The 22,778-nt window shown below is 36.1% G+C and carries 26 protein-coding genes; 21 read left to right on the top strand and 5 right to left on the bottom strand.

Annotated features, from left to right (window positions below; translation table 11 throughout):
• Window position 1: 1 nt before the first annotated feature.
• Together ctaF and ctaG are read left to right on the top strand one after the other, a co-directional pair.
• Entirely contained in the window at window positions 2–334 is a 333-nt protein-coding gene (gene ctaF / locus ACQKNI_RS09735; protein WP_000985700.1) for a cytochrome c oxidase subunit IVB, read from the top strand.
• Window positions 335–425: 91 nt separating this feature from the next.
• Complete coding sequence (ctaG, locus tag ACQKNI_RS09730) at window positions 426–1,331, top strand: cytochrome c oxidase assembly factor CtaG (RefSeq protein ID WP_088230201.1); 906 nt, start codon at window positions 426–428, stop codon at window positions 1,329–1,331.
• Window positions 1,332–1,456: 125 nt separating this feature from the next.
• Here ctaG and ACQKNI_RS09725 read toward each other — a convergent pair whose 3' ends face one another.
• Window positions 1,457–1,822 (bottom strand): YugN family protein, encoded by a 366-nt coding sequence (locus tag ACQKNI_RS09725; protein ID WP_088230200.1) that lies wholly within the window; start codon window positions 1,820–1,822, stop codon window positions 1,457–1,459.
• A 205-nt stretch (window positions 1,823–2,027) separates the two neighbouring features.
• Here ACQKNI_RS09725 and ACQKNI_RS09720 point away from each other — a divergent pair, with 205 nt between their 5' ends.
• From ACQKNI_RS09720 to ACQKNI_RS09695, 6 genes are all read left to right on the top strand, one after another.
• Window positions 2,028–3,062: a CAP domain-containing protein gene (locus tag ACQKNI_RS09720; RefSeq protein ID WP_088230199.1), complete on the top strand. Its 1,035-nt coding sequence runs from the start codon at window positions 2,028–2,030 to the stop codon at window positions 3,060–3,062.
• A 197-nt stretch (window positions 3,063–3,259) separates the two neighbouring features.
• Window positions 3,260–3,697 carry a YlbD family protein gene (locus tag ACQKNI_RS09715; protein WP_088230198.1) on the top strand — a complete coding sequence of 146 codons (438 nt, stop codon included), beginning with the start codon at window positions 3,260–3,262 and terminating at the stop codon, window positions 3,695–3,697.
• 11 nt (window positions 3,698–3,708) lie between these two features.
• A complete protein-coding gene (locus ACQKNI_RS09710; protein ID WP_088230197.1) occupies window positions 3,709–3,954 on the top strand; it encodes a YlbE-like family protein in 246 nt (81 codons plus the stop codon).
• 76 nt (window positions 3,955–4,030) lie between these two features.
• Window positions 4,031–4,603, top strand: a complete 573-nt coding sequence (locus ACQKNI_RS09705; RefSeq protein ID WP_088230196.1) for a histidine phosphatase family protein — start codon at window positions 4,031–4,033, stop codon at window positions 4,601–4,603.
• Between the two features lie 114 nt (window positions 4,604–4,717).
• A complete protein-coding gene (locus ACQKNI_RS09700) occupies window positions 4,718–5,170 on the top strand; it encodes a YlbF family regulator (RefSeq protein ID WP_088230195.1) in 453 nt (150 codons plus the stop codon).
• A gap of 127 nt (window positions 5,171–5,297) precedes the next feature.
• Window positions 5,298–5,564: a YlbG family protein gene (locus tag ACQKNI_RS09695; protein ID WP_002093356.1), complete on the top strand. Its 267-nt coding sequence runs from the start codon at window positions 5,298–5,300 to the stop codon at window positions 5,562–5,564.
• A gap of 55 nt (window positions 5,565–5,619) precedes the next feature.
• On the opposite strand, the gene ACQKNI_RS09690 is transcribed toward ACQKNI_RS09695, so the two are convergent.
• A complete protein-coding gene (locus ACQKNI_RS09690; protein WP_088230194.1) occupies window positions 5,620–6,009 on the bottom strand; it encodes a DUF7147 family protein in 390 nt (129 codons plus the stop codon).
• A 526-nt stretch (window positions 6,010–6,535) separates the two neighbouring features.
• Here ACQKNI_RS09690 and rsmD point away from each other — a divergent pair.
• Complete coding sequence (rsmD, locus tag ACQKNI_RS09685) at window positions 6,536–7,102, top strand: 16S rRNA (guanine(966)-N(2))-methyltransferase RsmD (RefSeq protein WP_088230193.1); 567 nt, start codon at window positions 6,536–6,538, stop codon at window positions 7,100–7,102.
• Window positions 7,099–7,590, top strand: coding sequence for a pantetheine-phosphate adenylyltransferase (gene coaD, locus ACQKNI_RS09680; RefSeq protein ID WP_000200601.1), 492 nt, complete (start codon window positions 7,099–7,101; stop codon window positions 7,588–7,590). Before rsmD ends, coaD begins: the two co-directional genes overlap by 4 nt.
• On the opposite strand, the gene ylbJ is transcribed toward coaD, so the two are convergent.
• Window positions 7,582–8,811 (bottom strand): sporulation integral membrane protein YlbJ, encoded by a 1,230-nt coding sequence (ylbJ, locus tag ACQKNI_RS09675; RefSeq protein ID WP_088230192.1) that lies wholly within the window; start codon window positions 8,809–8,811, stop codon window positions 7,582–7,584. The genes coaD and ylbJ overlap by 9 nt on opposite strands.
• 113 nt (window positions 8,812–8,924) lie before the next feature.
• Here ylbJ and ACQKNI_RS09670 point away from each other — a divergent pair, with 113 nt between their 5' ends.
• Entirely contained in the window at window positions 8,925–9,716 is a 792-nt protein-coding gene (locus ACQKNI_RS09670) for a patatin-like phospholipase family protein (protein WP_088230191.1), read from the top strand.
• The gene (locus ACQKNI_RS09665) at window positions 9,709–10,734 is read left to right on the top strand and encodes a SepM family pheromone-processing serine protease (protein WP_088230190.1); all 1,026 of its coding nucleotides are present in this window, start codon (window positions 9,709–9,711) and stop codon (window positions 10,732–10,734) included. The genes ACQKNI_RS09670 and ACQKNI_RS09665 overlap by 8 nt, the downstream gene beginning before the upstream one ends.
• Window positions 10,735–10,759: 25 nt before the next feature.
• Here the strand turns inward: ACQKNI_RS09665 and ACQKNI_RS09660 are convergent, their stop codons facing one another.
• Window positions 10,760–12,001, bottom strand: a complete 1,242-nt coding sequence (locus ACQKNI_RS09660; RefSeq protein ID WP_348520483.1) for a nucleotidyltransferase — start codon at window positions 11,999–12,001, stop codon at window positions 10,760–10,762.
• 153 nt (window positions 12,002–12,154) lie between these two features.
• Here ACQKNI_RS09660 and ACQKNI_RS09655 point away from each other — a divergent pair, with 153 nt between their 5' ends.
• From ACQKNI_RS09655 to ACQKNI_RS09645, 3 genes are all read left to right on the top strand, one after another.
• Window positions 12,155–12,655, top strand: coding sequence for a YceD family protein (locus ACQKNI_RS09655; RefSeq protein WP_088230188.1), 501 nt, complete (start codon window positions 12,155–12,157; stop codon window positions 12,653–12,655).
• Window positions 12,656–12,716: 61 nt separating this feature from the next.
• Window positions 12,717–12,890: a 50S ribosomal protein L32 gene (rpmF, locus tag ACQKNI_RS09650; protein ID WP_001984764.1), complete on the top strand. Its 174-nt coding sequence runs from the start codon at window positions 12,717–12,719 to the stop codon at window positions 12,888–12,890.
• Window positions 12,891–13,018: 128 nt separating this feature from the next.
• Window positions 13,019–13,525, top strand: coding sequence for an RsfA family transcriptional regulator (locus ACQKNI_RS09645; protein WP_088230187.1), 507 nt, complete (start codon window positions 13,019–13,021; stop codon window positions 13,523–13,525).
• A 34-nt stretch (window positions 13,526–13,559) separates the two neighbouring features.
• On the opposite strand, the gene ACQKNI_RS09640 is transcribed toward ACQKNI_RS09645, so the two are convergent.
• A complete protein-coding gene (locus ACQKNI_RS09640) occupies window positions 13,560–14,033 on the bottom strand; it encodes an N-acetyltransferase (RefSeq protein WP_088230186.1) in 474 nt (157 codons plus the stop codon).
• A 300-nt stretch (window positions 14,034–14,333) separates the two neighbouring features.
• Between ACQKNI_RS09640 and panE the strand changes: the two genes are divergently transcribed.
• The 6 genes from panE to ACQKNI_RS09610 all read left to right on the top strand — a co-directional run bounded on the left by panE (window position 14,334) and on the right by ACQKNI_RS09610 (window position 22,769).
• Entirely contained in the window at window positions 14,334–15,224 is an 891-nt protein-coding gene (gene panE / locus ACQKNI_RS09635; protein ID WP_088230185.1) for a 2-dehydropantoate 2-reductase, read from the top strand.
• Window positions 15,225–15,303: 79 nt separating this feature from the next.
• Entirely contained in the window at window positions 15,304–16,920 is a 1,617-nt protein-coding gene (bshC, locus tag ACQKNI_RS09630; RefSeq protein WP_088230184.1) for a bacillithiol biosynthesis cysteine-adding enzyme BshC, read from the top strand.
• Between the two features lie 368 nt (window positions 16,921–17,288).
• Window positions 17,289–18,221: a 16S rRNA (cytosine(1402)-N(4))-methyltransferase RsmH gene (rsmH, locus tag ACQKNI_RS09625; RefSeq protein ID WP_088230183.1), complete on the top strand. Its 933-nt coding sequence runs from the start codon at window positions 17,289–17,291 to the stop codon at window positions 18,219–18,221.
• 15 nt (window positions 18,222–18,236) lie between these two features.
• Window positions 18,237–18,599, top strand: a complete 363-nt coding sequence (gene ftsL, locus ACQKNI_RS09620) for a cell division protein FtsL (RefSeq protein ID WP_088230182.1) — start codon at window positions 18,237–18,239, stop codon at window positions 18,597–18,599.
• Between the two features lie 72 nt (window positions 18,600–18,671).
• Window positions 18,672–20,771, top strand: a complete 2,100-nt coding sequence (locus ACQKNI_RS09615; RefSeq protein ID WP_140417319.1) for a penicillin-binding protein — start codon at window positions 18,672–18,674, stop codon at window positions 20,769–20,771.
• Between the two features lie 81 nt (window positions 20,772–20,852).
• Window positions 20,853–22,769 carry a stage V sporulation protein D gene (locus ACQKNI_RS09610; protein WP_088230180.1) on the top strand — a complete coding sequence of 639 codons (1,917 nt, stop codon included), beginning with the start codon at window positions 20,853–20,855 and terminating at the stop codon, window positions 22,767–22,769.
• Window positions 22,770–22,778: the final 9 nt, after the last annotated feature.

Raw genomic sequence — 22,778 nt, 5'->3', positions numbered from 1 at the left:
AATGGCAATAAAGCAAACGAATAATCCTAAGGTCGATCTTGTTTATCGAAAGAGAAAAAGTGCGGAGGAAATGAAGCACCAAGTTATTACATTTGCATTAATGATATTTTTGACATTAGTAGCATTTGTAGCGGTAGCATACCCGAAAACGTTTAGTCCAATTTTCTCTGTCCCGTTTATTTTACTATTAGCAGTGGTTCAAGTGATTTTTCAATTATACTACTTTATGCATATGAGTCATAAAGGGCATGAAGCAGCAAGTTTCTTTCTCTATTCTGGCTTGCTAATAGGGCTAATTACAATATTAGCTTTTATGACAATTGTATGGATTTAAACAGTAAGACATAGGGGACTTGTGCTATCACAGTCCCCTTATTCACGTTAAGTGAAAGGAGAAAACAGTTTTCAGAAGGTAGGTGTGGAAAATGGATAACTTATGGATATTCGGTTTTCAAGCTTTATGGAGCCCTATATTTATGTTGTTTATGATTTCTATTTTGATTGGGTACTTTTTAATTATTGGGCCGTATAGAGAACGATTTGAAAATGCGACTAAAGTAAGTAAGAAACAGATTTTCTATTTTACAATCGGAATTGTTCTTTTGTATTTTGTAAAAGGGGGGCCAATCGATTTAATAGGACATATTGTATTTAGTGCACATATGTTTGAAATGGCGATTATGTATATTGCAGTACCACCTTTATTACTACTAGGTATACCAGTTTGGTTATATCGTTATATTACTTCTTTTAAGTTTGTTCAAATTATGTTGAAAGTCTTTGCAAAACCACTCATTGCTTTGCTTGTATTTAATGGCTTATTCTCTTTTTATCATTTGCCAGTTGTATTTGATACTGTAAAACAAAGTCAAGTTTTACATCCTATTTGCCTTGCTATTTTGTTTTTTGCAGCAATGATGATGTGGTGGCCGATGCTAAATCCATTACCAGAATATCAAACGTTAAGTGATATAAAGAAACTGGGTTACATGTTTGCTAACGGTATATTATTAACGCCCGCTTGTGCATTAATCATTTTTGCGACTGCCCCGTTATTTGCAACGTATACGGATCCAGCTGCTTGGATGAAAGCGATGGAACTATGTGTACCGGCGGGGACTTTATCAGATTTAAATATAACTGGACCAGAATTTTTGCATTGGATGCCAGTAGTACAAGACCAACAAACTGGCGGTATCATTATGAAAATTGTCCAGGAAATAGTGTACGGTACGATTATTGGCTATGTATTCTTTAGATGGGCACGTAGAGAACGAGAAAAGGATAAAGAGCAGTTGCAACAATTACCACCTTATTTGCAGACGAAATAAATTGAAACTTTAATCAGTGGAGGGCATCCCCCACTGATTATTAGCCTTCACCAATCGGGCGTTTACTGCCCGGTAAATAGAGGGATAAAAAAACGAGTGCATCAGTATGATGCACTCGTTTTTGGTTACTCGATAATTTGAAATGCTTTTAATTCTTTTTCAACATTTTGAAGGAGTTGTTCGCTTTTTTGGAGTACATTCGTTGGGAAAGTCTCATCATCACCATATTCAACTCCATGAGGATAATAATGCTTTCCTAATAAGGGAGGGAGTAGTTTTACTTCAGCGTGTCTGCTGCCGATGTCACCTTCAATAGCGATACCTTGCACTCGCAAATAATAAACGTCCGTTAATATCTCGAATTTATAATCGTATGTAACTCGTTCATAATCCCACTGTCCAGCAAGTACAAAATGGTTATTTTCCATAATTTCAGTTAAAAGTGTTAAATCAACGACTGCCCCGTTAAATTTCGTATTTGTAAATTGCATAGAATACCTCCTTTTTTAATGTTATACCATTATTTTTATAATAGTATGAATAATAAGAAAGTGCAATTCATATTGAGAGAAAAGGGATAATCCAGACTTTTTTCACGAAAATATGATATAGTGAGAAGAGTACGGTACACACAAAAAGGAAAGAAAAGGATTTGTGTATATCTCAATTTTATGTTTTGTGCAGGAGGTATATCGTTTGAAGAAATTATTGCGTATCGTAATGATTACATTTTTAATTTTAGCTGTTGATTTATACGGGAAATTACTCGTTTCACAATATATATTAACCCCATCTCAATCTAAGCAAGAAAATAAAATTGTGAAAAAGAAAAAACAAGTAAACGAAGACTCTTCGGATACGGTTTTAAATATGATGGGTGGGGACTCTGAAAATTTATTAGCAAAATGGGGCGAACCATCCCGAATAGAGCCATCTGCTTACGGATATGAATGGTGGATATATAATCAAGATTTAGCTCAGTATGTTCAATTTGGAGTTTCTGAACGTAAAGTTGTAACAGCGTATGTTGCTGGTGAACAAGTTAAGGTAACACCTTATTATATAAATGAAAAGTATGAAGAAGTATATAAAAAGAATCCGTTCTCACATGAGATCTCATTAAAAAGAGGGAAAAATAGTTATCAATTTGAGTTATCTGATACCGAAGTAATGGAACAACCGTTAATACCTGTAGAAGATGGATGGGCACAATTATATTTTGATCATTTTACACATGAGCTTGTTGGTGTTCGTTATATGGATGATGAAACGTTATTACGTCAAAGACCGTACCAACTTGTGTATTCAGGTGAATTACTAGCAGAGCCCCCGTTGACGCCAGAAAAAATGAAACAAGTAGAGAATGGGAATATGCAACAAATTTTTGATTTAACAAATATTATTCGAAGTCGTCACGAATTGCCGCTTTTAACGTGGGATCAACAAACAGCAGATGTTGCTATTGGTCACAGTAAGGATATGAAAGACAATAATTATTTTTCACATGATTCACCTACATTAGGTACATTAGGAGATCGTTTACAGCGCGGGAAAGTAGGGTTTCAACTTGCTGGTGAGAATATAGCGGCGCAACATAGCGATGGAATTGCGGCGGTACAGGGTTGGCTAAATAGTGAGGGCCATAGAAAAAATTTATTGAATGAACAATTTACTGGATTAGGTGTTGGGGTATATGACAAATTTTATACACAAAACTTTATCCGAAAATAAAGTGAAACCGCAAGCAGTGGGCTTTTATGGATAGTTACTCTCTAGGTTAACTTCTTCGCATTCACTGGATTGTAAGGTGGGTATCATCCCGCAAACAAATAACGGAGTAAAAAGGTGCATGAATCGTCTAAAAATAGGCGAACCATGCGCCTTTTTTTTCTTACAATATAGTAGATACACGTGAAGAGGTGAGGATTATGCCAACAACAAAAGGACCGTTACATCCATCGGTTCAACAGTTTAAAGAGTTTGTAAACCATCACCCTAAAATGGTTCATGAAGTTAGAAATGGTCAAAAAACTTGGCAACAGTTTTACGAAGAATGGTACTTACTTGGTGAAGAAGATCCGATATGGGCAACTTATAGACCTGATGGAGCGCCTGCATTTTCTTCAGTAAAAGAAAACAAAAAAGAAAAAGATAATCGAACTGAAGAGGAAAAAACTGCAGATGTGATGGGGCAAATGCTTTCTTTCTTTAAAAAGCTAGATGTGGAACAAATGCAACATCATTTAGCTAATGTGACAAGTGCAATTGGTAGTGTGCAACAAGTTATTCAACAATTTCAGGGGAAGCGTGAGCAGCAAGAACAAAGTACTTCAGAAAATAATCCATTTTTCTTTCAGAAGGATTAGGGGGAAAGATGATGAGAGCAGAACTTATGGAGTTTATAAAAGCTGATGAGGATTTATCTCGCTATATTAGGGAGCAACCATACTGGTATAGAAAATTAACGCGAAACCCTGAAGAAAAAGAGGCTTTTGAGCTAGCGGCAATGCAGCATTTCAAGAAAACGATACCAGATAAAGTAGAAAAATTTCAAAATCAATTAGCTGTTGCTTCAATTATGATTGATATGTTTCAATATATGAAGCAGCAAAATGCGACATAATTGGAAGGGAAAACTATGTCCGTCATGCAGAACTTTTGTTACAATAGAAGCGGATTATTTAAAAAGGAGTTGCAGCATGACGGAAATTTGTTTAGTACGACATGGACAAACTGATTGGAATTTTCGAGAAATTATTCAGGGGCGTGAAGATATTCCACTTAATGAAGTTGGGAAGAAGCAAGCGATTCAAAGTGCAGCTGCTTTACAGGCGGAAACGTGGGATTTAATTATTAGTAGCCCGTTAATTAGAGCGCAAGAAACAGCTAATGAAATCGCAGAGGCAGCTGGATTACAATCAATTTTATTAGATGAGCGATTTGTTGAACGAAATTTTGGTGAAGCTTCTGGGCAACCGATTGCGACTGTTAGGGAGTTAATTGCAGAAGGTAAAGTAGAAGGTATGGAGCAAGATGAAGAGATTGTAACCCGTTGCTTTGCTGCTTTAAAAGATGTTGCAGCAACTCATTCTGGCAAGCGTATTATCATTGTTGCTCATTCCCATGCGATAAAAGCAATTTTACATGCAATTGAACCAGATGAAATTACGTTTAAGACTCCATTAAAAAATGCATGTATTAGTTATGTGAAAGAAAATAGTGGACAATGGGATGTTCTTAAATATAATATTGCGGAACATATTAATGTATAAGTATATTTGAGATTGTGTAAAATCAGTTAGAGTTATATCTTTCTTTTAAGTAAGGCACTTCAATTAGTAGTTCTATTATAAATGTGGTATGATGAATACTCGGAGGTGTCTCTCATGATTGTAGCGACGCTGGAAAGCGTATTGATATTAGATAAGGCAGAGCAGCTTGCAAAAGCGATCATCTGTTCAGATATAGCAGAAGATTATCGTAAGTGTTATAAAGAATTGCATGAAGATATGGAAGTTCAGGCGTTAATTCAGCAATTTACAGCGATGAAAGAACGATATGAGGAAGTGCAGCGTTTTGGCAAATACCATCCTGACTATACTTTCATTTCAACGAAAATGAGGGAATTAAAGCGTTCTGTAGACTTACATGATAAGATTGCAGCCTTTAAACGAGTGGAAACTGCTTTACAAAAATTATTAGATGAAGTTAGTGTAGCAATCGGCTCTGAGGTGTCTTCTTCCGTTAAAGTTCCAACGGGAAATCCATTTTTTGATGCTGGTGGCTGTGGCGGCGGTTGCGGTACCGGTGGCGGTTGTGGATGCAAAAAAACGGGGTGAGTTACCCCGTTTTTTAGAATATGGAAGAAAACGTATACAGAGTTTGTTCTATAATGTCATAAATTTCTGATTGGGTTTCATAAAATATAAAAATATAAGTTTTTAAAAGGAGAAGATGGAGAATATTATGTTCGGGCAACGACAAAGTATGATTGTTTATTTACATTCATTGAAACATGCCAAGATTTTGAGGAAATATGGTAACATACATTACATATCAAAGCGTTTAAAATATGCAGTTGTATATTGTGATATGGAACAAATTGAGCATATGATGCATAAGTTGAACAAACTTCCTTTTGTGAAAAAGATAGAACAGTCGTACCGCCCGTTTTTAAAAACAGAATTTGAAAATTCTCGTCCAGATCGGGCAAAAGAATACGATTATAGTTAATGCAAAAAATCCCCTGCTACGTTTAGCGGGGGATTTTTTTACTTGAAATAAAGTATTATTTCATTGGAGGAATGAAATTGTTCATTCGTAAAATGCCAATTAGATGATTGAAAAATAGTTCTTTTTCTGGGAAAGTTGTGGATGGTTTTACAGTAAATGTAGTCACTTTTTTTCCTAGTTGTTCTGCCGTTTCTTCGAATAAAACGACACGTTTACTTTTTTTATTTTCAAGCATAGGAATGCCTTCACGACATATGTATAATGGTTGGAAATCACCAGTAGTGGTTGGTTTTAATATTACAACAAGTGAACAAACTTTTTTTTCATTTTTTATCGTTTCGAATTGTAACATATGGGTTATACGTTCTTGATTTGCTTTGGCAATTTCAAGTAATTCATATAAATCAGAGTAGCCTTCTCCGAGTTCTATAAAGCGTTGAATCATATTTTTTCCTCCTCTTTCTTTTACTGTACCATCTCACTTTTTAAATGAAAAGTAGACAAATAAAAAAAAACCCTGCAAAGCAGGGCCCTTCTTATACTAGTATGTACTAGTAAGAAGGCAAAGGGAGAGGAGAAACCGGAGGAAGAACTTATGGGGAAACGTAAGTCTTCTCCGCGGTTGGCAACAACATCGAAGGTGATGTTGTTATAATTATTTATGTCCAATCTAAATGAAGATATACATAACGAAAATAAATTTTATGTTGGGCTTTTTATTTTTCTTTTTTTTATTTTATGATAGGATAAAAAAGATAAAGTGAAACTAATATACATAATGGATTCGTATTAGCGAATGGTGAGATGAATACATAAAAAATGCGAGCGGTTATTTTAAGCCGAATATTCCTATTGTTAGTTAAAAGGTGCATGAAAACCTTTATGGAATAGTATGGTTTGATAGCGGTTACTGAATTGAGAAGGGTTTTCTATAATTGCTCGATAGATTGAAATAAAGGTAGTGACAACAGATGAGAGTAGTTTCAGGTAAATGTAAAGGACATCCACTTAAAGCGGTGCCTGGTAATACAACACGTCCAACGACAGATAAAGTAAAAGAGTCTATTTTTAATATGATAGGTCCGTATTTTGATGGTGGCATTGCCCTTGATTTATTTGGTGGTAGTGGTGGCCTTGGGATTGAGGCTATAAGTAGAGGGATTGATAAAGCGATTTTTGTTGATCGAGATAGTAAAGCAATAAAAGTAATCCATCAAAATTTAGAAAGTTGTAGAATACAGGAACGAGCTGAAGTATATCGGAATGATGCGGAACGTGCGGTAAAGGCGCTAATAAAACGTGAAATATCATTCGATCTTATATTAATTGATCCACCATACAAAGAGCAAAAAATTGTATCTTTAATTAGTGTCATGGATCAACATGGATTGCTACATAGCGATGGATTAATTATGGCAGAGCATGGTAATGATGTAGTTTTACCTGATTCTATAGGGGGGCTTGCCAAAGTGCGGGCTGAGAATTATGGCATTACAGCGATATCGATTTATAAGTATGAAGGTGAGGGGACAGAGTGACAAGTATAGCTATTTCTTCAGGAAGTTTTGATCCAATTACCCTTGGGCATCTGGATATTATTAAAAGGGGAGCAAAAGTATTTGATGAGGTATATGTAGTTGTTTTAAACAATTCATCAAAAAAACCGTTCTTTTCAGTCGAAGAGCGTTTAGAATTAATTCGAGAAGCAACAAAGGATATTCCGAATGTAAAAGTAGATTCGCATAGTGGACTATTGGTAGAGTATGCAAAAATGCGTAATGCAAACGCGATATTACGTGGTTTACGAGCGGTATCTGATTTTGAATACGAGATGCAAATCACTTCTATGAATCGAAAATTAGATGAAAACATTGAAACGTTCTTTATTATGACGAACAACCAATATTCATTTTTAAGCTCAAGTATTGTGAAAGAAGTTGCGAGATATGGAGGAAGTGTAGTAGATCTTGTACCCCCTATTGTAGAGCGCGCTTTAAAAGAAAAGTTTCAAACCCCGTTAAAGTGAACGGGGTTTTTCTTTATTGTTACGAAAAAATAACAAGATAACATATACATATAAACAAAATAATGTGAATATCGGTCCGTATTGTACAAAAGATGTCCAAATTTCATGCAGTATAGAAGAATGATTCGATAAAAATACGGGAATATCTTTTTGCGTAGGTGAGAAAGAATTTACTTTTTCGTAAAACGGTTTCCAAAATATAAAAGTAAAAATGGGAGCGAGAATACTTTGGATAATGCGTGCGAAAAAATATGGCTTAAATCGGATGTCTGTTTCAGCTAATATGCTAGCAACTTGTGCCTGAATAGAAAGGCCGCTAAATGCTAAAATAAAGCTTGTTACCATAGCTTGTTGCAGAAGTGGTGTCTCGTTGATTTGACTAATCATTTGGCTTCCAAGTGTCATTTCAAAAATGCCAGATAATATCGGAATACTAAATTCGGTAGTTAGTTGGAAGAATGATAAAATATGTTGCATAATAAAAGAAAGGGCTGTTGTAATATGAAATACAGTAATCATTTTATTTAAAACAGAGAATAAAATAATAAATCCACCGATCATAAGTAATGTTTGAATAGAAGAAACGATAGCGTCCCCAAGTAATTTTCCTATTGGTCTTTTTTCTTGCATGCGTGTCTGGTGAAGAATTGAAAAAGGGTTTTGAAAAGGACGTTTTTTAGCAGACTGTTTATCATTTGTTTTAGTGGTGTTATTACCGTAAAAACGCATCAATAATCCGACGGCAAAGTTACTTAAATAATGCGAGGCAGCTAATACGATTCCTAATTTCGGATTATTGAAAAAACCGATAGAAACAGCTCCGAAAATAAAAAGTGGATTAGAAGAGTTTGTAAAAGATACGAGGCGCTCTGCTTCGATTTGTGTTAATTGATCGCTTTTGCGCAGTCTAGCGCTTAATTTGGCGCCAGCAGGGAATCCTGAAGCCATTCCCATTGCCCACACAAATCCGCCTATCCCTGGAACGCGAAACAGTGGTCGCATGAGTGGTTCTAATATAACACCGATAAATTTTACAACACCAATACTAATTAGAAGTTCCGCAATGATGAAAAACGGTAATAGAGAAGGGAATACAACTTCCCACCATATATTTAACCCTCGAATGGAAGCTTGCAAAGCAGCTTGGGGGTGGAGTACAAGAGAAAAGGTTAAAAACAGTGTTGATATGGTAAGGAAAGCCGTTTTCCATTTTTCATACATGTAAGTAAATCCCCCTTTGTCCCAAAAAACGTTCATTTCAGTATACGTGGATACGTGGTGAATTTAGACCATAAGTATGAAAAAGGAATGAAAAAAGTTAAAGGGTGAGGAAAATGAAAGAACCGAAAATTGGTTTAGCGCTTGGATCTGGGGGGGCGAAAGGATTTGCTCATATTGGCGTTATAAAAGTTTTAAGGGAAAATGGTATACCGATTCATATGATTGCGGGAAGTAGCATGGGTGCTTTAATCGGTACATTTTATGCAGCTGGCAGTAACGTTGAAAGGCTGTATAAAATGGCGACTGTTTTCAAGAGGAAATATTATTTGGATTTCACGGTTCCAAAAATGGGATTTATTGCTGGAAAACGTGTCAAAGATATGATTAAAATGTTTACATATAATAAAAATTTAGAGGAGTTAGATATCCCGACGGCAGTTGTGGCTACTGACATCTTGAAAGGGGAAAAAGTGGTTTTTACAAGTGGGCCTGTTGCAGATGCAGTGAGGGCTAGCATATCGGTACCTGGGGTATTTGTACCAGAAAAAGTAGATGGGCGATTATTAGTGGATGGCGGAGTTATTGATCGCATTCCAGTATCGGTTGTGAAGGAGTTAGGTGCTGATATTGTGATTGCTGTTGATGTATCTCCAATTAAGGTGAATGGAGAGGTTACGTCTATTTATGATGTGATTATGCAGAGTATTGAAATTATGCAACATGAGCTTGTGATGAATCGGCAAATTGCATCAGATTTAATGATGCGACCAGCTGTGGAACAATTTAGTTCACGTGCTTTTACAAACATTGAAGACATTATTAGAGTCGGAGAAGTAGAAGCGGAAAAACATGTTTCAAATATTTATTTATTAATTGAGCAGTGGAAGGAGAAACATAATGTTTAAGCGTTTTCGTTTTATATATGCAATTTTAATAGGTGTGATATTGGCGATGTTACTTGTTTACGTGCGTTTGCCGTACTATGTAACAAAACCAGGAATGGCTGCAAAATTAGAGCCGTATGTTCAAGTTGAGGGGGGAACAAAAGAATCTGGTGATTTTATGCTTGTAACGGTTTCAATGGGACCGGCAAATGTTGTGAATTTAATAGCAGCGCAGTTTAACAAATATACACATGTATCGAAGGCGGAAGAAGTATTACAAAGAGGCGAGAGCGATGAAGAATATCAATTTCGTCAAAATTATGCAATGAAAGATTCACAAAATGCAGCGATTTACAATGCTTATAAACGTGCAAATCGTTCCGTTTCTTTTGAAAATAAAGGTGTATTAGTAGCCGGAGTGTCGAAGGGGATGCCATCAGAAGGGAAGCTTAAGCTTGGGGATGTCATCGTAGCAGTTGATGGAAAAACATTTGAAAAGACGGAGCAATTTATTGAGTATATGACTGGGAAAAAAGAGGGCGATACAGTAAGTATTGAGTACAAGAGAGATGGAAAGCAACTTAAAGAAAATTTAAATGTTAAGACAATCCCAAATGGGAATGGGCGTGTTGGGATAGGTGTCTCTATTGTAACGGAAAGAGAATTAGTAGTAGATCCGAAAGTGAAAATTGACTCGCACGAAATAGGGGGTCCATCAGCAGGTTTAATGTTTACATTAGAAATATATAATCAACTTGTAGAAGAAGATTTAACGAAAGGACACGAAATTGCTGGAACAGGTACAATCAATGAAAAAGGCGAGATCGGTCCAATTGGTGGTATTCAGCAAAAAGTGGTAGCTGCTAGTGATGCTGGTGCTGAAGTGTTCTTTGCACCGAATGAAAAAGGTGCAGAGAAATCGAATTACCAAGATGCACTGGAGGCTGCGAAAGATATTAAAACAAAAATGAAAATTGTACCAGTTGATACGTTGGATGATGCATTAATGTATTTAGAAAAAATGGGTGATAAAAAATAAACCTCTCTGAAAAGAGAGGTTTTTCTTATAGAAATTTTGCAGTGGTTTCATCATAACGGATTGGATGGTGTGTTGCGTCTTGTTTTAGTAGTTGTGTCCGTAATGGTTCTTGTATGATGGAGAAATAGACAGAATTTGCTTTTCGCTCTATATCTAAAGTGGGATGATTAAAAGTTTTTGTATGAGTAAGGATGGGAAGTTCTATTTTTTTCTTGTTTTTTGACAGGTAAGTTTGTCCTTTTTGTGACATGCCAAGTAGGCGGATATACGGTGCATGTTGTTCTATATTTGCATTATGTATTTCTTCTTTTGTTGTGTTTGTTAAAATGTGTGTGCAAGCTCTTTGTAATCTAGTCCATGTATAACGTTTAGTTTTTAATGCCTCCATGAATGAATAGAAAGAGGAACTGTTTTGTATTTTTGATAAAATGCGATGCTCCAAACCTTCTTCTATTTCATATATATGTCGTAAGTTCTTAGGGGACATCGTCATGAGTTTGTATTTAAAAAATGAAAAATATTGTTCCCAATTGTGTAATATCCCGTAGTTTTGTTTGTAATTTGCTAAAAGTGAAGCGGTTGCTTTTGGGATAAAAGGCTCAATTTCTGTAAATGAACTAATTTCGCTAAAGAGCTGTTTACGAATGCTTGTTGCGCTAGCGATATGTTGGTCAGTAAACGTTTCATCATGATAATGAGAGGCGAATCTTTTTATCGTTTGTGCTTGCATAGAACTATTTTGCGTCAGAATTGCTTTCATGTATTGGAAGCCTAAAATATTATTTGGCTGCGACATGTCTATGTTTTTTTCGGATGGTAAAATATGCAAGAAGGCTTCGGATGTAGCTTTTGCGTAACTATTACCTGTGTTCATATATTTTTTAACAAGTCGATTAAAAGTTTCTTCTTCGTTTTTTTGTACAGAGATGGTATTATAGAAATTTTCAATTAGTCCATCTTCACTACCGAAACAAATTTCAGAAACATGTAAGGCGTTTAAAATGGAAATAGCGCCGTTTGCAAATGTTTCAGCCTTTTGTGTGGCGAAAGCATATGGAAGCTCTACAACAAGGTCTACGCCGCTTTCTAAGGCCATTTTGGTGCGGTACCATTTAGATAGGAGTGCCGGCTCACCACGCTGTAAAAAAGGGCCACTCATAACGGCGATTGTAATATCAGAGTGTGTTAACTTTTTTGTTTGTTGCACATGATAATCATGACCGTTATGAAAAGGGTTATATTCAACAACAATACCACTGGCTTTTATGGTAATCTCTCCTTTCGATGTAGCATCTTTTTGAAAAACATGATACTCTATATAATATTTACTATGATGACTTCATTATAGTGTAAAGAAAAAACATTGACAAATATAAAATGGCTAGCTATAATTTTGTTTGTTGCCTTGAGGTGATATGATATGAAATGGTCCATCCATCAATTGAATAAATTGAGAAATAAAGGATTGACATTGGATGAGATGGTAGATGTAAGTGAGCTAAAAGAGGTCGAGAAAGATATTCGTGAAATTAATCCTGTTCATGTAACAGGAAGAGTTGATTTTGGCTCCGGTAAGTTTACGTTTCATCTACATATAACAGGAAGCATGGTGTTACCATGTTCTCGCTCTTTAGTAGATGTGACATTACCATTTGACATTAAAACAACTGAGGTGTTCCAAACTTCAGAAGAAGATTTTGAAACGGAAGCTGAAATTCATTGTTTAGAAGGAGAAGTACTTGACTTACTGCCCGTAATCAAGGAAAATATACTTTTGGAGATTCCAATGCAAATTTTCAGTGATGATGTTTCTGGTGGAGCACCGACGCAAGGTCAAGACTGGCAAGTGATTTCGGAAGAAAACAAAGAAAAGCCTGTTGATCCAAGGTTGGCAGGACTTGCAAAGTTTTTTGACAAATAATCGGAAGACTGGTTCAGGCCTTCATATGAAAATAACTATTTCTTTTAAGGAGGTGGGAAGAATGGCTGTACCTTTTAGAAGAACTTCTAAAACAGTAAAAAGAAAGCGTCGTACGCATTTCAAATTATCAGTACCTGGTATGGTAGAGTGCCCAAGCTGTGGTGAAGCGAAATTAGCTCACCGTGTATGTAAAGCATGCGGTACTTACAAAGGTAAAGAAGTAATCAGCAAGTAATTGCGGGAAATAAACGTAGAAGATATCTTCTACGTTTATTTTTTTTGTCTAATTCTTTAATTGATGTATTCTATCTTTTCTAGTAACTGCATATGTTTAATAAAAAATGCATAGGGAGGACTAGAGAGATGGCGACAACAAGACAAGATGCTTGGACTGATGATGAAGATTTGCTTCTGGCAGAAGTAGTACTCCGGCATATTCGAGAAGGTGGGACACAGCTTTCTGCCTTTAAAGAAGTGGGAAGACATTTGTCTCGTACACCAGCAGCATGTGGGTTTAGATGGAATTCTTATGTTAGAAAGCAATATAAAGAACGTATTGAAGAAGCGAAGCAACTGCGTAAAGTAGAGAATTATGAAGTGAAAGAGACGAAGGTGTTAGAACCTACGTCAATTACATTGAATGATGTCATCGATTTCTTGCAAAATTATAAAGATGAAAATTCTTTAATGGTGCTGCAACAACAAGTTGAATCGTTACAAACAGAGAGAGAACGTCTTTTGGAGCGATTATCAGTATATGAGGAAGAATATAGAACGTTGCTTGATTATATCGATCAAAAAAGAAGTGTAATGGTTGCGGAAAGAAATAGCGCTCGTTCGAATGGAAAATTAGAGAAGTTAAAGAAATAAAAAAACAGCTGCTATGTAGCTGTTTTTTTATTTTTTATGCGGATTCTTCGTTTGTAACCGCATTCAAATTTGTTTCTGGTTGCCAAACGTAAAAATCACCATCAGGTACTGATACAGGTTGGAAATTTAATTTATCCCAAAAACCAGATGAATGGATACGCGCTATCGTTTTAATTGGGAACTGTAGTTGTTTCGCATAATTTACAAGCATTTGTCCGAATCCTTGTTTTTGGAAAGTCGGTAATACTTCAAGTTTATAGAGTTCTAGGTAAGTACCTGTAATTTCGAATGGTTCCCCGCCGTTCCTTTTCATGTATAGACTCATACGTGCAATTAATGATCCCCCATAATAAATACCATAAAATGGAGATTCACTATCATTTTCAATAATGTTCGCTTGTAATTCTTCTAGCATGGATAGTTCTTGAGCACCGCAACCTTTAAAGTTTTTAAATTCATCTAATGTTTTATAATTGATGAGCAAACGCTCAACTTTTGGGAATCCCATTACATCACATCCTTTTCTTATCTTGTTGAATGCAGAAAAGTAAAAATATTTATAATAATAGTATAACTCATTTTTTGATTTTTATGAAGAATATAGTATATTTCTTTTATTATTTTTTTGAGGATTTGCTAAACTAAGAGAAGGAGCATATTAATAGGTAGTATATACATAGTGAAAGAAGAGGTTGCGTTTATTTGTCAAGAAACAGTGAAATCATTAGGTGTATTAACATGATTTAGAAAGATATAAAAGGGGGGAGGGCAAGAGAACTTATGTAACTTGTTCATATGAGTTCCTTGTGTGAAGATGAAAATTGGGATTGTAGGACCAGGAGCTATTGGTCTATTGTATACGTTTTACTTACAAAAAAATAATCAAGATGTTACGTTGTTTACAAGAACGGCTAAACAGGCAGAGGAATTGAGTGTAACGGGTGTGACTTGTGTTAGGGATGGAGTATGTGAAACAGTATTCCCGTCGGTTTTACCAATAGAAAGTATGCCGCAGCAGAAGTTAGACTTTATATTTATTGCCGTAAAGCAATATCATATAACTGACATACTATCTTTTGTGCAGGGAGAATCATCATTAGTCTTTTTGCAAAATGGAATGTCACATCTTTATGCTATGCAGAAAATAGGGAATGAAAATATAGCTGTTGGGATTGTAGAACATGGTGCGAAAAAAGAAGAGGGGCATACAGTCCATCATACTGGGATAGGTGTTACGAAGTTTGGAGTCGTGCGTGGTCAATCTATACATTTTGAAAAAATATTTAATTGCTTTTCTTTTCCTCATTTTCCGATTCAAATAGAATCTGATTGGAAGGACGTTATGCACAAAAAATTAATAGTTAATGTATGTATTAATCCGTTGACAGCGTTATTACGAGTTCAGAACGGAGAGTTGATTTCTAATCCGTTTTTTTATCAAATGATGGAGCAAGTATTCAGGGAAGTCGTTTTTCTTGTTGAAGAAGAAAAAGAGATTGTATGGCAAATGGTAAGACATGTATGTGAAAGAACGTCTCGTAATACATCATCTATGTTAGCGGACGTGAGGGCGAATAGACAAACGGAAATTAATGCAATTATTGGATATGTATTAGAAGAAGCTAAGAAACAGCAACGACCAGTTCCGACACTACAATTTTTATTCGATGCAATAAAAGGATTAGAAGTAAAAGTATAAGTGTTATTCTTTGCTTTTACTTGAAACATTGACTACAATGTGGATTGGTGAGAGAACAGGATACGAAAGGAAGAATTATATGGAGATAAAAGAAATCTCTGTTCCGCAACAAGGTGTTGTAGCGGACTATATGAACGGTGAAAAAGAGATACAGTCGTGTTTTGATTATATGTTAACAGAAGATGCTTTTAAACAGCGTTTACATGATTTGCGTGAGAGGGAGTTTTTCCGCCAAGATTTAGTAGCGCATTTATTAGAATATAATACAAAATTACAAGCGGGAGAAACTACAATTCAAAATGTAAAAGCGCTTGGGGATGAAAATACATATGTTGTTATAGCTGGACAACAAGCAGGGCTATTAACTGGACCGCTATATACAATTCATAAAATTATTTCAATTTTACAGCTTGCGAAGGAAAAGGAAGAAAGTCTAGGTGTTAAAGTTGTTCCTGTTTTCTGGATTGCGGGTGAAGATCATGATATGGATGAAATTAATCATACTTTTGTAATGAAGAATAAAAACATAAAAAAGACTATTTTTCATGATCGTAATCCGAAAAAGGCGAGTGCTTCAGAGTCGGAACTCTCTGTGGAAGACTGTAGAAAGTGGATTGAAGAGATTTTTAAAACATATCCAGAAACGAATTTTACTAAGGATGTATTACAATTTATTGATGATGCTTTAGGAAAATCGAATACGTATGTAGATTTCTTTGGTTACCTTATTACTAAAATTTTCGCTAGCTCTGGCTTAATTCTTGTTGATTCACATCATCCTGAATTGAGAAAATTAGAAGTGCCGTTTTTTAAGAAAATTATAAGCAAGTATAAGGAAGTGCAAGAGGGGCTTCATAATCAACAGGAAGTAATTAAAGAATTAGGATATAAACCGATTATTGAAACAAAGATTAATGCGGTGCATATATTCATGGAAATTGATAATGAGCGAGTACTACTTGAAGATGATCAAGGGAAGTTTATTGGAAAAGATGGAGCGTATTCCTTTTCTTATGAAGAATTAATTGAAGAGATGGAAAGAAATCCAGAACGTTTTAGTAATAATGTTGTAACACGCCCGCTTATGCAAGAGTATGTATTTCCTACTCTTGCGTTTATTGGAGGTCCGGGAGAATTAGCTTACTGGAGTGAATTGCAACAAGTATTTCATACTGTCGGCTTCCGAATGCCACCTGTCGTTCCACGTATTACAATTACTTATGTGGAGAGGGATATAGCGACAGATGTGGAAGATTTACAATTACAAGAGAGTGATCCATTTTTAAAGAATGTAGATAGGCTGCGTGAAAACTGGTTGTCTAATCGAATAGAGGAACCGATAGATGAGCGATTTGTAGAGGCGAAAAAAGAAATAATGGATATTCACGCATCATTACAGCAGTTTGTGAAGAAAATAGATCCAGGATTAAGTGCATTTGCAGGGAAAAATGAATTGAAGATAAATGAACAAATTGAACTATTGGAAAGAATGCTGAAAAGAAATGTTGAGAAAAAACATGAAGTGGAACTAAATAAATTCCGTCGCATGCAATTTGCACTCCGTCCATTGGGAGCGCCGCAAGAGCGTGTGTGGAATGTATGTTACTATTTAAATCAATTCGGTTTGGATTTCGTTGATCGTGTAATGGAAAAACCGTTTTCTTGGAATGGAAAACATCACGTTATAAAACTATAGAATCTTGCTCTTAGGAGCAGGATTTTATTTTTGTTCTGTTGAATTTACTGTGAAGTGAAATTTTTCTGAATTATCAATTTTAAAAAGGTGAATATCGTAATTATGCAGGATACTTAAATATATGACAAAATAGCACAAAATGTAAACGTATTATTATCTTTTTCGACAGTTTTTTATTTAAATTCCCGCAAAAGATGATAAAATTTAGTATATAATAAAAGAAAATAGCGATTTGTATAGTACGCTGCCTTTGTAGGCAAGTTAAATGAGTCGTTCTTTAGTAGTATCTCGTTCTCTAATCGTGGAATATGCGTGTAGAGGAAGGGATGCATTCAACATAATTAATTGGAAAAAGAGTAGGTGCAACAATGTTTAAACACGTAACAGTACTTTTGAAAGAAACGGTAGACGGCTTAGATATAAAGCCAGGTGGTACATATGTAGATTGTACACTGGGGGGAGGAGGACATAGTTCTTATCTATTATCCCAATTAACTGATGGCGGAAAATTAATAGCGTTTGATCAAGATGAGATAGCGATTCAAAATGCGAAAGAAAAATTTTCTTCATACGGTGAGCAGTTTGTAACAGTAAAGAGTAATTTCCGTTATTTATCTGAAAAACTACAGGAATTAGGTATAACAGAAGTAGATGGTATTTTATTCGATTTAGGTGTTTCATCTCCACAATTAGACACACCAGAGCGTGGCTTTAGTTACCATCATGATGCGCCGTTAGATATGCGGATGGATCAAGATGCCCCATTAACAGCATATGATGTTGTAAACAGCTGGTCATATGAACAACTCGTAAGAATTTTCTTCCAGTATGGTGAAGAGAAATTTTCAAAACAAATAGCAAGGAAAATTGAAGCGTATCGTGAGAATAAAGCTATTGAAACAACCGGGGAGTTAGTAGAACTAATTAAAGAAGGTATTCCGGCTCCTGCTCGTAGAACTGGTGGACATCCTGCGAAACGTGTGTTCCAGGCGATTCGTATTGCTGTAAATGATGAATTGAAAGTGTTTGAAGAGGCTTTGGAATCTGCGATTGGCATGGTCAAGCCAGGTGGAAGAATCAGTGTTATAACATTCCATTCTTTAGAAGACCGTATTTGTAAAACAACGTTTAAGCGAAATAGTACAACGCCACAATTGCCGCCAGGATTACCAATTATTCCTGAGGAATTCAAACCAAAATTAAAGCTTATTACAAGAAAACCGATTTTACCTTCTGATATAGAGCTAGAAGAAAATAATCGAGCGCGTTCTGCGAAGTTGAGGATCGCTGAAAAACGATAAAAAGGGGAGAGAGGTATGAGTAACTTAGCTGTAAAGTACAAACAACAAGTGCAAGAAGAGGTCCAGATTCAAACACCCCCACAGCAGATGGTTAAGCCAAATGCTAAAGCGAAAATTACAAGAATCGAAAAACTGTTGTATGTAGCGTTTATTGGCTTTTTATTGTATGCCTGTGTAGCGTTTATTGGAAATAAAGCAGGGCTTTATCAAGTGAATGTAGAAGCGGCGACAATAGAAGAAAAAATTGTGAATCAGCAAAAAGAAAATCAAGAGTTACAGGCTGAAGTAGAGAAGTTAAGTCGCTATGAACGAATCGCTGAAGTTGCAAAAAAACATGGGCTAGAAATTAATGCGAATAATGTGAAAGGCCTCAAATAAGGCAATAGGTGTGAAGGAAAGATGAAGAGTAATATGACTAAATTTCATACCAATAAGGGAGCAGGTTATTTTATGATAGTATTCCTCCTGCTCTTTTTGCTGTTATTGGCCCGATTTTTTTACATACAAGCGACAGGAACGGTGCATAATCAGGATCTGAATACACTTGCTAAACAAAAACATAGCAAAACAGGAGTCCTCGAAGCGAATCGAGGAACAATTTATGATCAAAACGGTCATGTGTTAGCGCAAGACGCAAACTCGTATAAACTTGTGGCGGAATTAAAAGGTGCTAATCCTGTTAAGGATAAAGAGGATACCGCGAAGAAAATTGCAGATGTACTCGGAAAAGGCGAAGATAAGATTTTAGATACGTTAAATAAAGAAGGCAGAAGTCAAGTTGAATTTGGAAATTTAGGTAAGGGCTTGACGAAAGAACAGAAAGAACAAATTGAAGCATTGAAGTTGCCAGGGATATCTTTTATTACAGAAAATGCAAGAGTATATCCAAACGGTGATTTCGCATCTTATGTCATAGGTCATGCGAGACCTGATGACAATGGAATTGCTACAGGTCAATTTGGTTTAGAAAAGAGTTTGGATAAGTATTTAGGTGCTGCTAATGGAGAAGTTGCTTATACAGGCGATCGTAAGGGTGTATCTCTTGACGGTGGAAAAGTGAATGTAAAGGCACCTAAAAATGGAGATAATGTATATTTAACGCTTGACCAACGTATTCAAAGTTATTTAGAAGACGCAATGAAAGAAGCGAGTAAACATTATGAACCAGAAAGCTTAATAGGAATTGTTGCGGATCCAAAAACAGGGAAAATATTAGGAATGTCTAGTAAACCTAGTTATGATCCGAACCAAGAGAATAATAAATATTTTTATAATGATGCAATTGCGAATGCATTTGAACCTGGATCAACAATGAAGATTTTCACATTAGCGGCCGCTATTAATGAAGGTGTGTACAACGGACAAGATTATTATCAATCTGGTACATATCAAGTCGGTAATCAAAAAATAAAAGATCATAATGGTGGTGCTGGTTGGGGCTCTATCACATTTGATGAAGGGGTAGAGCGCTCTTCAAACGTAGCGTTTGCTATTTTAGGTGATCAAAAACTTGGTCCGGAGCGTTTCCGTAAATATATCCATGCTTTCGGATTAGATGAAAAAACGAATATTGATTTACCTGGTGAAGGTTCAAATACAATTTTATTCGATCAGCAAATACAGCAAGTAACAACGGCATTTGGACAAGGTTCTACTGTAACGCCAATTCAACTTGTACAAGCTGCAACAGCTATTGCAAATGACGGAAAAATGATGAAGCCTTATACAATTGATAAAATTGTAGATCCGATAACAGAGAAAGTAAAATTAGAACATAAACCAGAAGAAGTAGGAAAGCCTGTTACAAAAGAAACAGCAGCGCAAGTAAGACAGTTATTAGAACGCGTTGTTACATCACCTAAAGGAACAGGGACTGCTTATAAAATTGATGGGTATTCAGTTGGTGGTAAAACTGGGACGGCGCAAATTCCGGATGGAAAAGGTGGATATATGACAGGAAGAGAGAATTATATATTCTCATTCTTAGGTATGGCACCGACGGACGACCCACAACTTGTTGTGTACGTAGCTGTTAAACAGCCGAAGTTAAAAGATGATGAAAATGGCGCGCAGCCTTTAGCTGATATCTTTAAATATGTAACAAAAAATAGTTTAGAGTATTTAAAGATTAAGCCGACTGAAGTGAAAGATCCGAAAAAATATTTGAAAGAGCAACAAACATCGGTTCCAGATGTAACTGGTAAAACGATGGCAGAAGCAGGGAAAGCAATTGATAAAGCAAAACTCCGTCCAATCGTATTAGGTGAAGGAAAGGTACAGCAACAAGTGCCAAAAGCGACGGAACAAACATTAAAAGGAGATCGGGTCTTCTTAGTGGGAGATAAGCCTACAATGCCAAATATACAAGGATGGGCATTGCGTGATGTTATGAATTTAGCAAAAACATTACAGCTTAACTTAAAGCCTACTGGCACTGGATATGTAACCGAACAAAGTGTAGCAGAAGGAACGTTATTGCAACCAGGTACAGAACTAGGTGTTACTCTCGTACCGCCACTCGAACCGCAACAAGAAGCGGAAAAACCGTAATGGTAAGAAGCGAAAAGTTCTAATTGAATAAGTACAAGCATATATTGGAACAAGCTAGGCGTAAAGGAGGCTTGTTCCAATATGCGTGTATCAAATGTAACGGTTAGAAAACGACTTATTTTTATACTCATATCAGGTATACTTATTTTCACTATCATCGATATTCGTCTTGGATATGTGCAATTTTTTCTTGGAAATATGTTAACGGATCGTGCGAAGGATTCATGGAGTCGTAATATTACTTTTGAACCTGAACGAGGGAAGATTTTAGACCGAAATGGTGTGGAACTTGCCACGAATAAAAGTGCCCCAACTGTCTTTGTTGTACCGAGGCAAATTGAAAAACCAGCAGAGACTGCAGAGAAACTAGCTGCAGTATTAGGTGTGGGAAAAGATGAGATTTATAAGAGAATTACCAAAAAAGAATCGATTGTAAGGTTAGATAAAGGCGGACGGAAAATATCACATGATAAAGCGAAAGAGGTAAGAGGATTAAGTTTGAAAGGCGTGTATATTGCAGAGGATTCGATCCGGTACTATCCATTTGGTAACTTTTTATCACACGTATTAGGGTTTGCAGGTAGTGATAATCAAGGTCTTATGGGATTAGAAAAATATTATGATAAAGAGCTAAATGGTGATGAAGGTCATGTGCGTTTTTTTGCAGATGCAAAAGGGCAAAGGATGCCGAATGTTGGCGATGATTTCAAAAAACCAGAAGCTGGTTTGAATTTAGGCTTAACAATTGATGCACGTATTAATAGAATTATGGAAAGAGAAATGAATATTGCAGAGTCAACGTATAATCCAGATGGTATGATTGCAATTGCAATGAATCCGAAAAATGGTGAAATTTTAGGTATGTCAAGCCGGCCAAGTTTTGATCCAGCAGATTTTCAAAGTGTTTCTCCCGAGGTCTATAATAGAAACTTACCTGTATGGAGTACGTATGAGCCTGGTTCAACATTTAAGATCATTACGTTAGCTGCCGCTTTGAATGAAAATTTAGTAGACTTAGAGAAAGATACGTTTTATGATGATGGAGCAGCTGAAGTTGGTGGGGCTAGATTGAAGTGTTGGAAAGCAGGAGGTCATGGTAGCCAAACGTTTTTAGAAGTAGTTCAAAACTCATGTAACCCAGGATTTATTGAACTGGGTGATCGTCTTGGCAAAGACCGATTGTTTAAATATATTCGGAATTTTGGATTTGGACAGAAAACAGGCATTGATTTGCAAGGCGAAGGTAGCGGGATTTTATTTAATTTAGATAAAGTCGGTCCAGTCGAGCAAGCAACGACTTCGTTCGGTCAAGGTGTTTCTGTTACACCAATACAGCAAGTAGCAGCAGTAGCAGCGGCTGTAAATGGCGGAACGTTGTATCAACCGTATATAGCTAAGGAATTTATCGATCCAAAAAATAATCAAGTTGTCAGTAAAAAGACACCTGTCGAGAAAAGGAAAGTTATTTCCAAGGAAACTTCAGAAAAAGTTCGTTATGCATTAGAGAATGTTGTAGCGAAAGGGTCTGGTAAAGGTGCATATATTGATGGATATCGTGTAGGGGGAAAAACAGGTACTGCCCAAAAGGTAAAAGATGGTAAATATTTGGAGAATAATTATATAGTATCTTTTATCGGTTTTGCTCCAGCGGATGATCCAGAAATTGTTGTTTATGTTGCTGTTGATAATCCGAAAGGTGTCACGCAATTTGGTGGAGTAGTAGCTGCTCCGATTGTTGGGAATATTCTTCGGGATGCACTTCCTGTTATGGGAGTGAAACCGAGAAAAGAACAAGTGGAGAAAGAATATAAATGGGGCGATACACCAACTGTAGAAGTTCCAAATTTAATTGGTATGAAAAAGAAAGATTTACAGACACAACTTGTCGATTTGAAGCTTGATATAAGTGGTGATGGAGAGAAAGTAATTAAACAATCACCAGAAGCTGGAGCTAAAGTCAAAGAGGGATCGAAAATTAGAATTTACTTCGGGAATTAAAGGTAACAT

It is taken from the genome of Bacillus sp. NPDC094064 (genome assembly GCF_050279585.1).
Classification (GTDB): Bacteria; Bacillota; Bacilli; order Bacillales; family Bacillaceae_G; genus Bacillus_A.
Note: the sequence above shows the minus strand (reverse complement) of the source record. Positions and strands in the feature narration are given on the sequence as shown.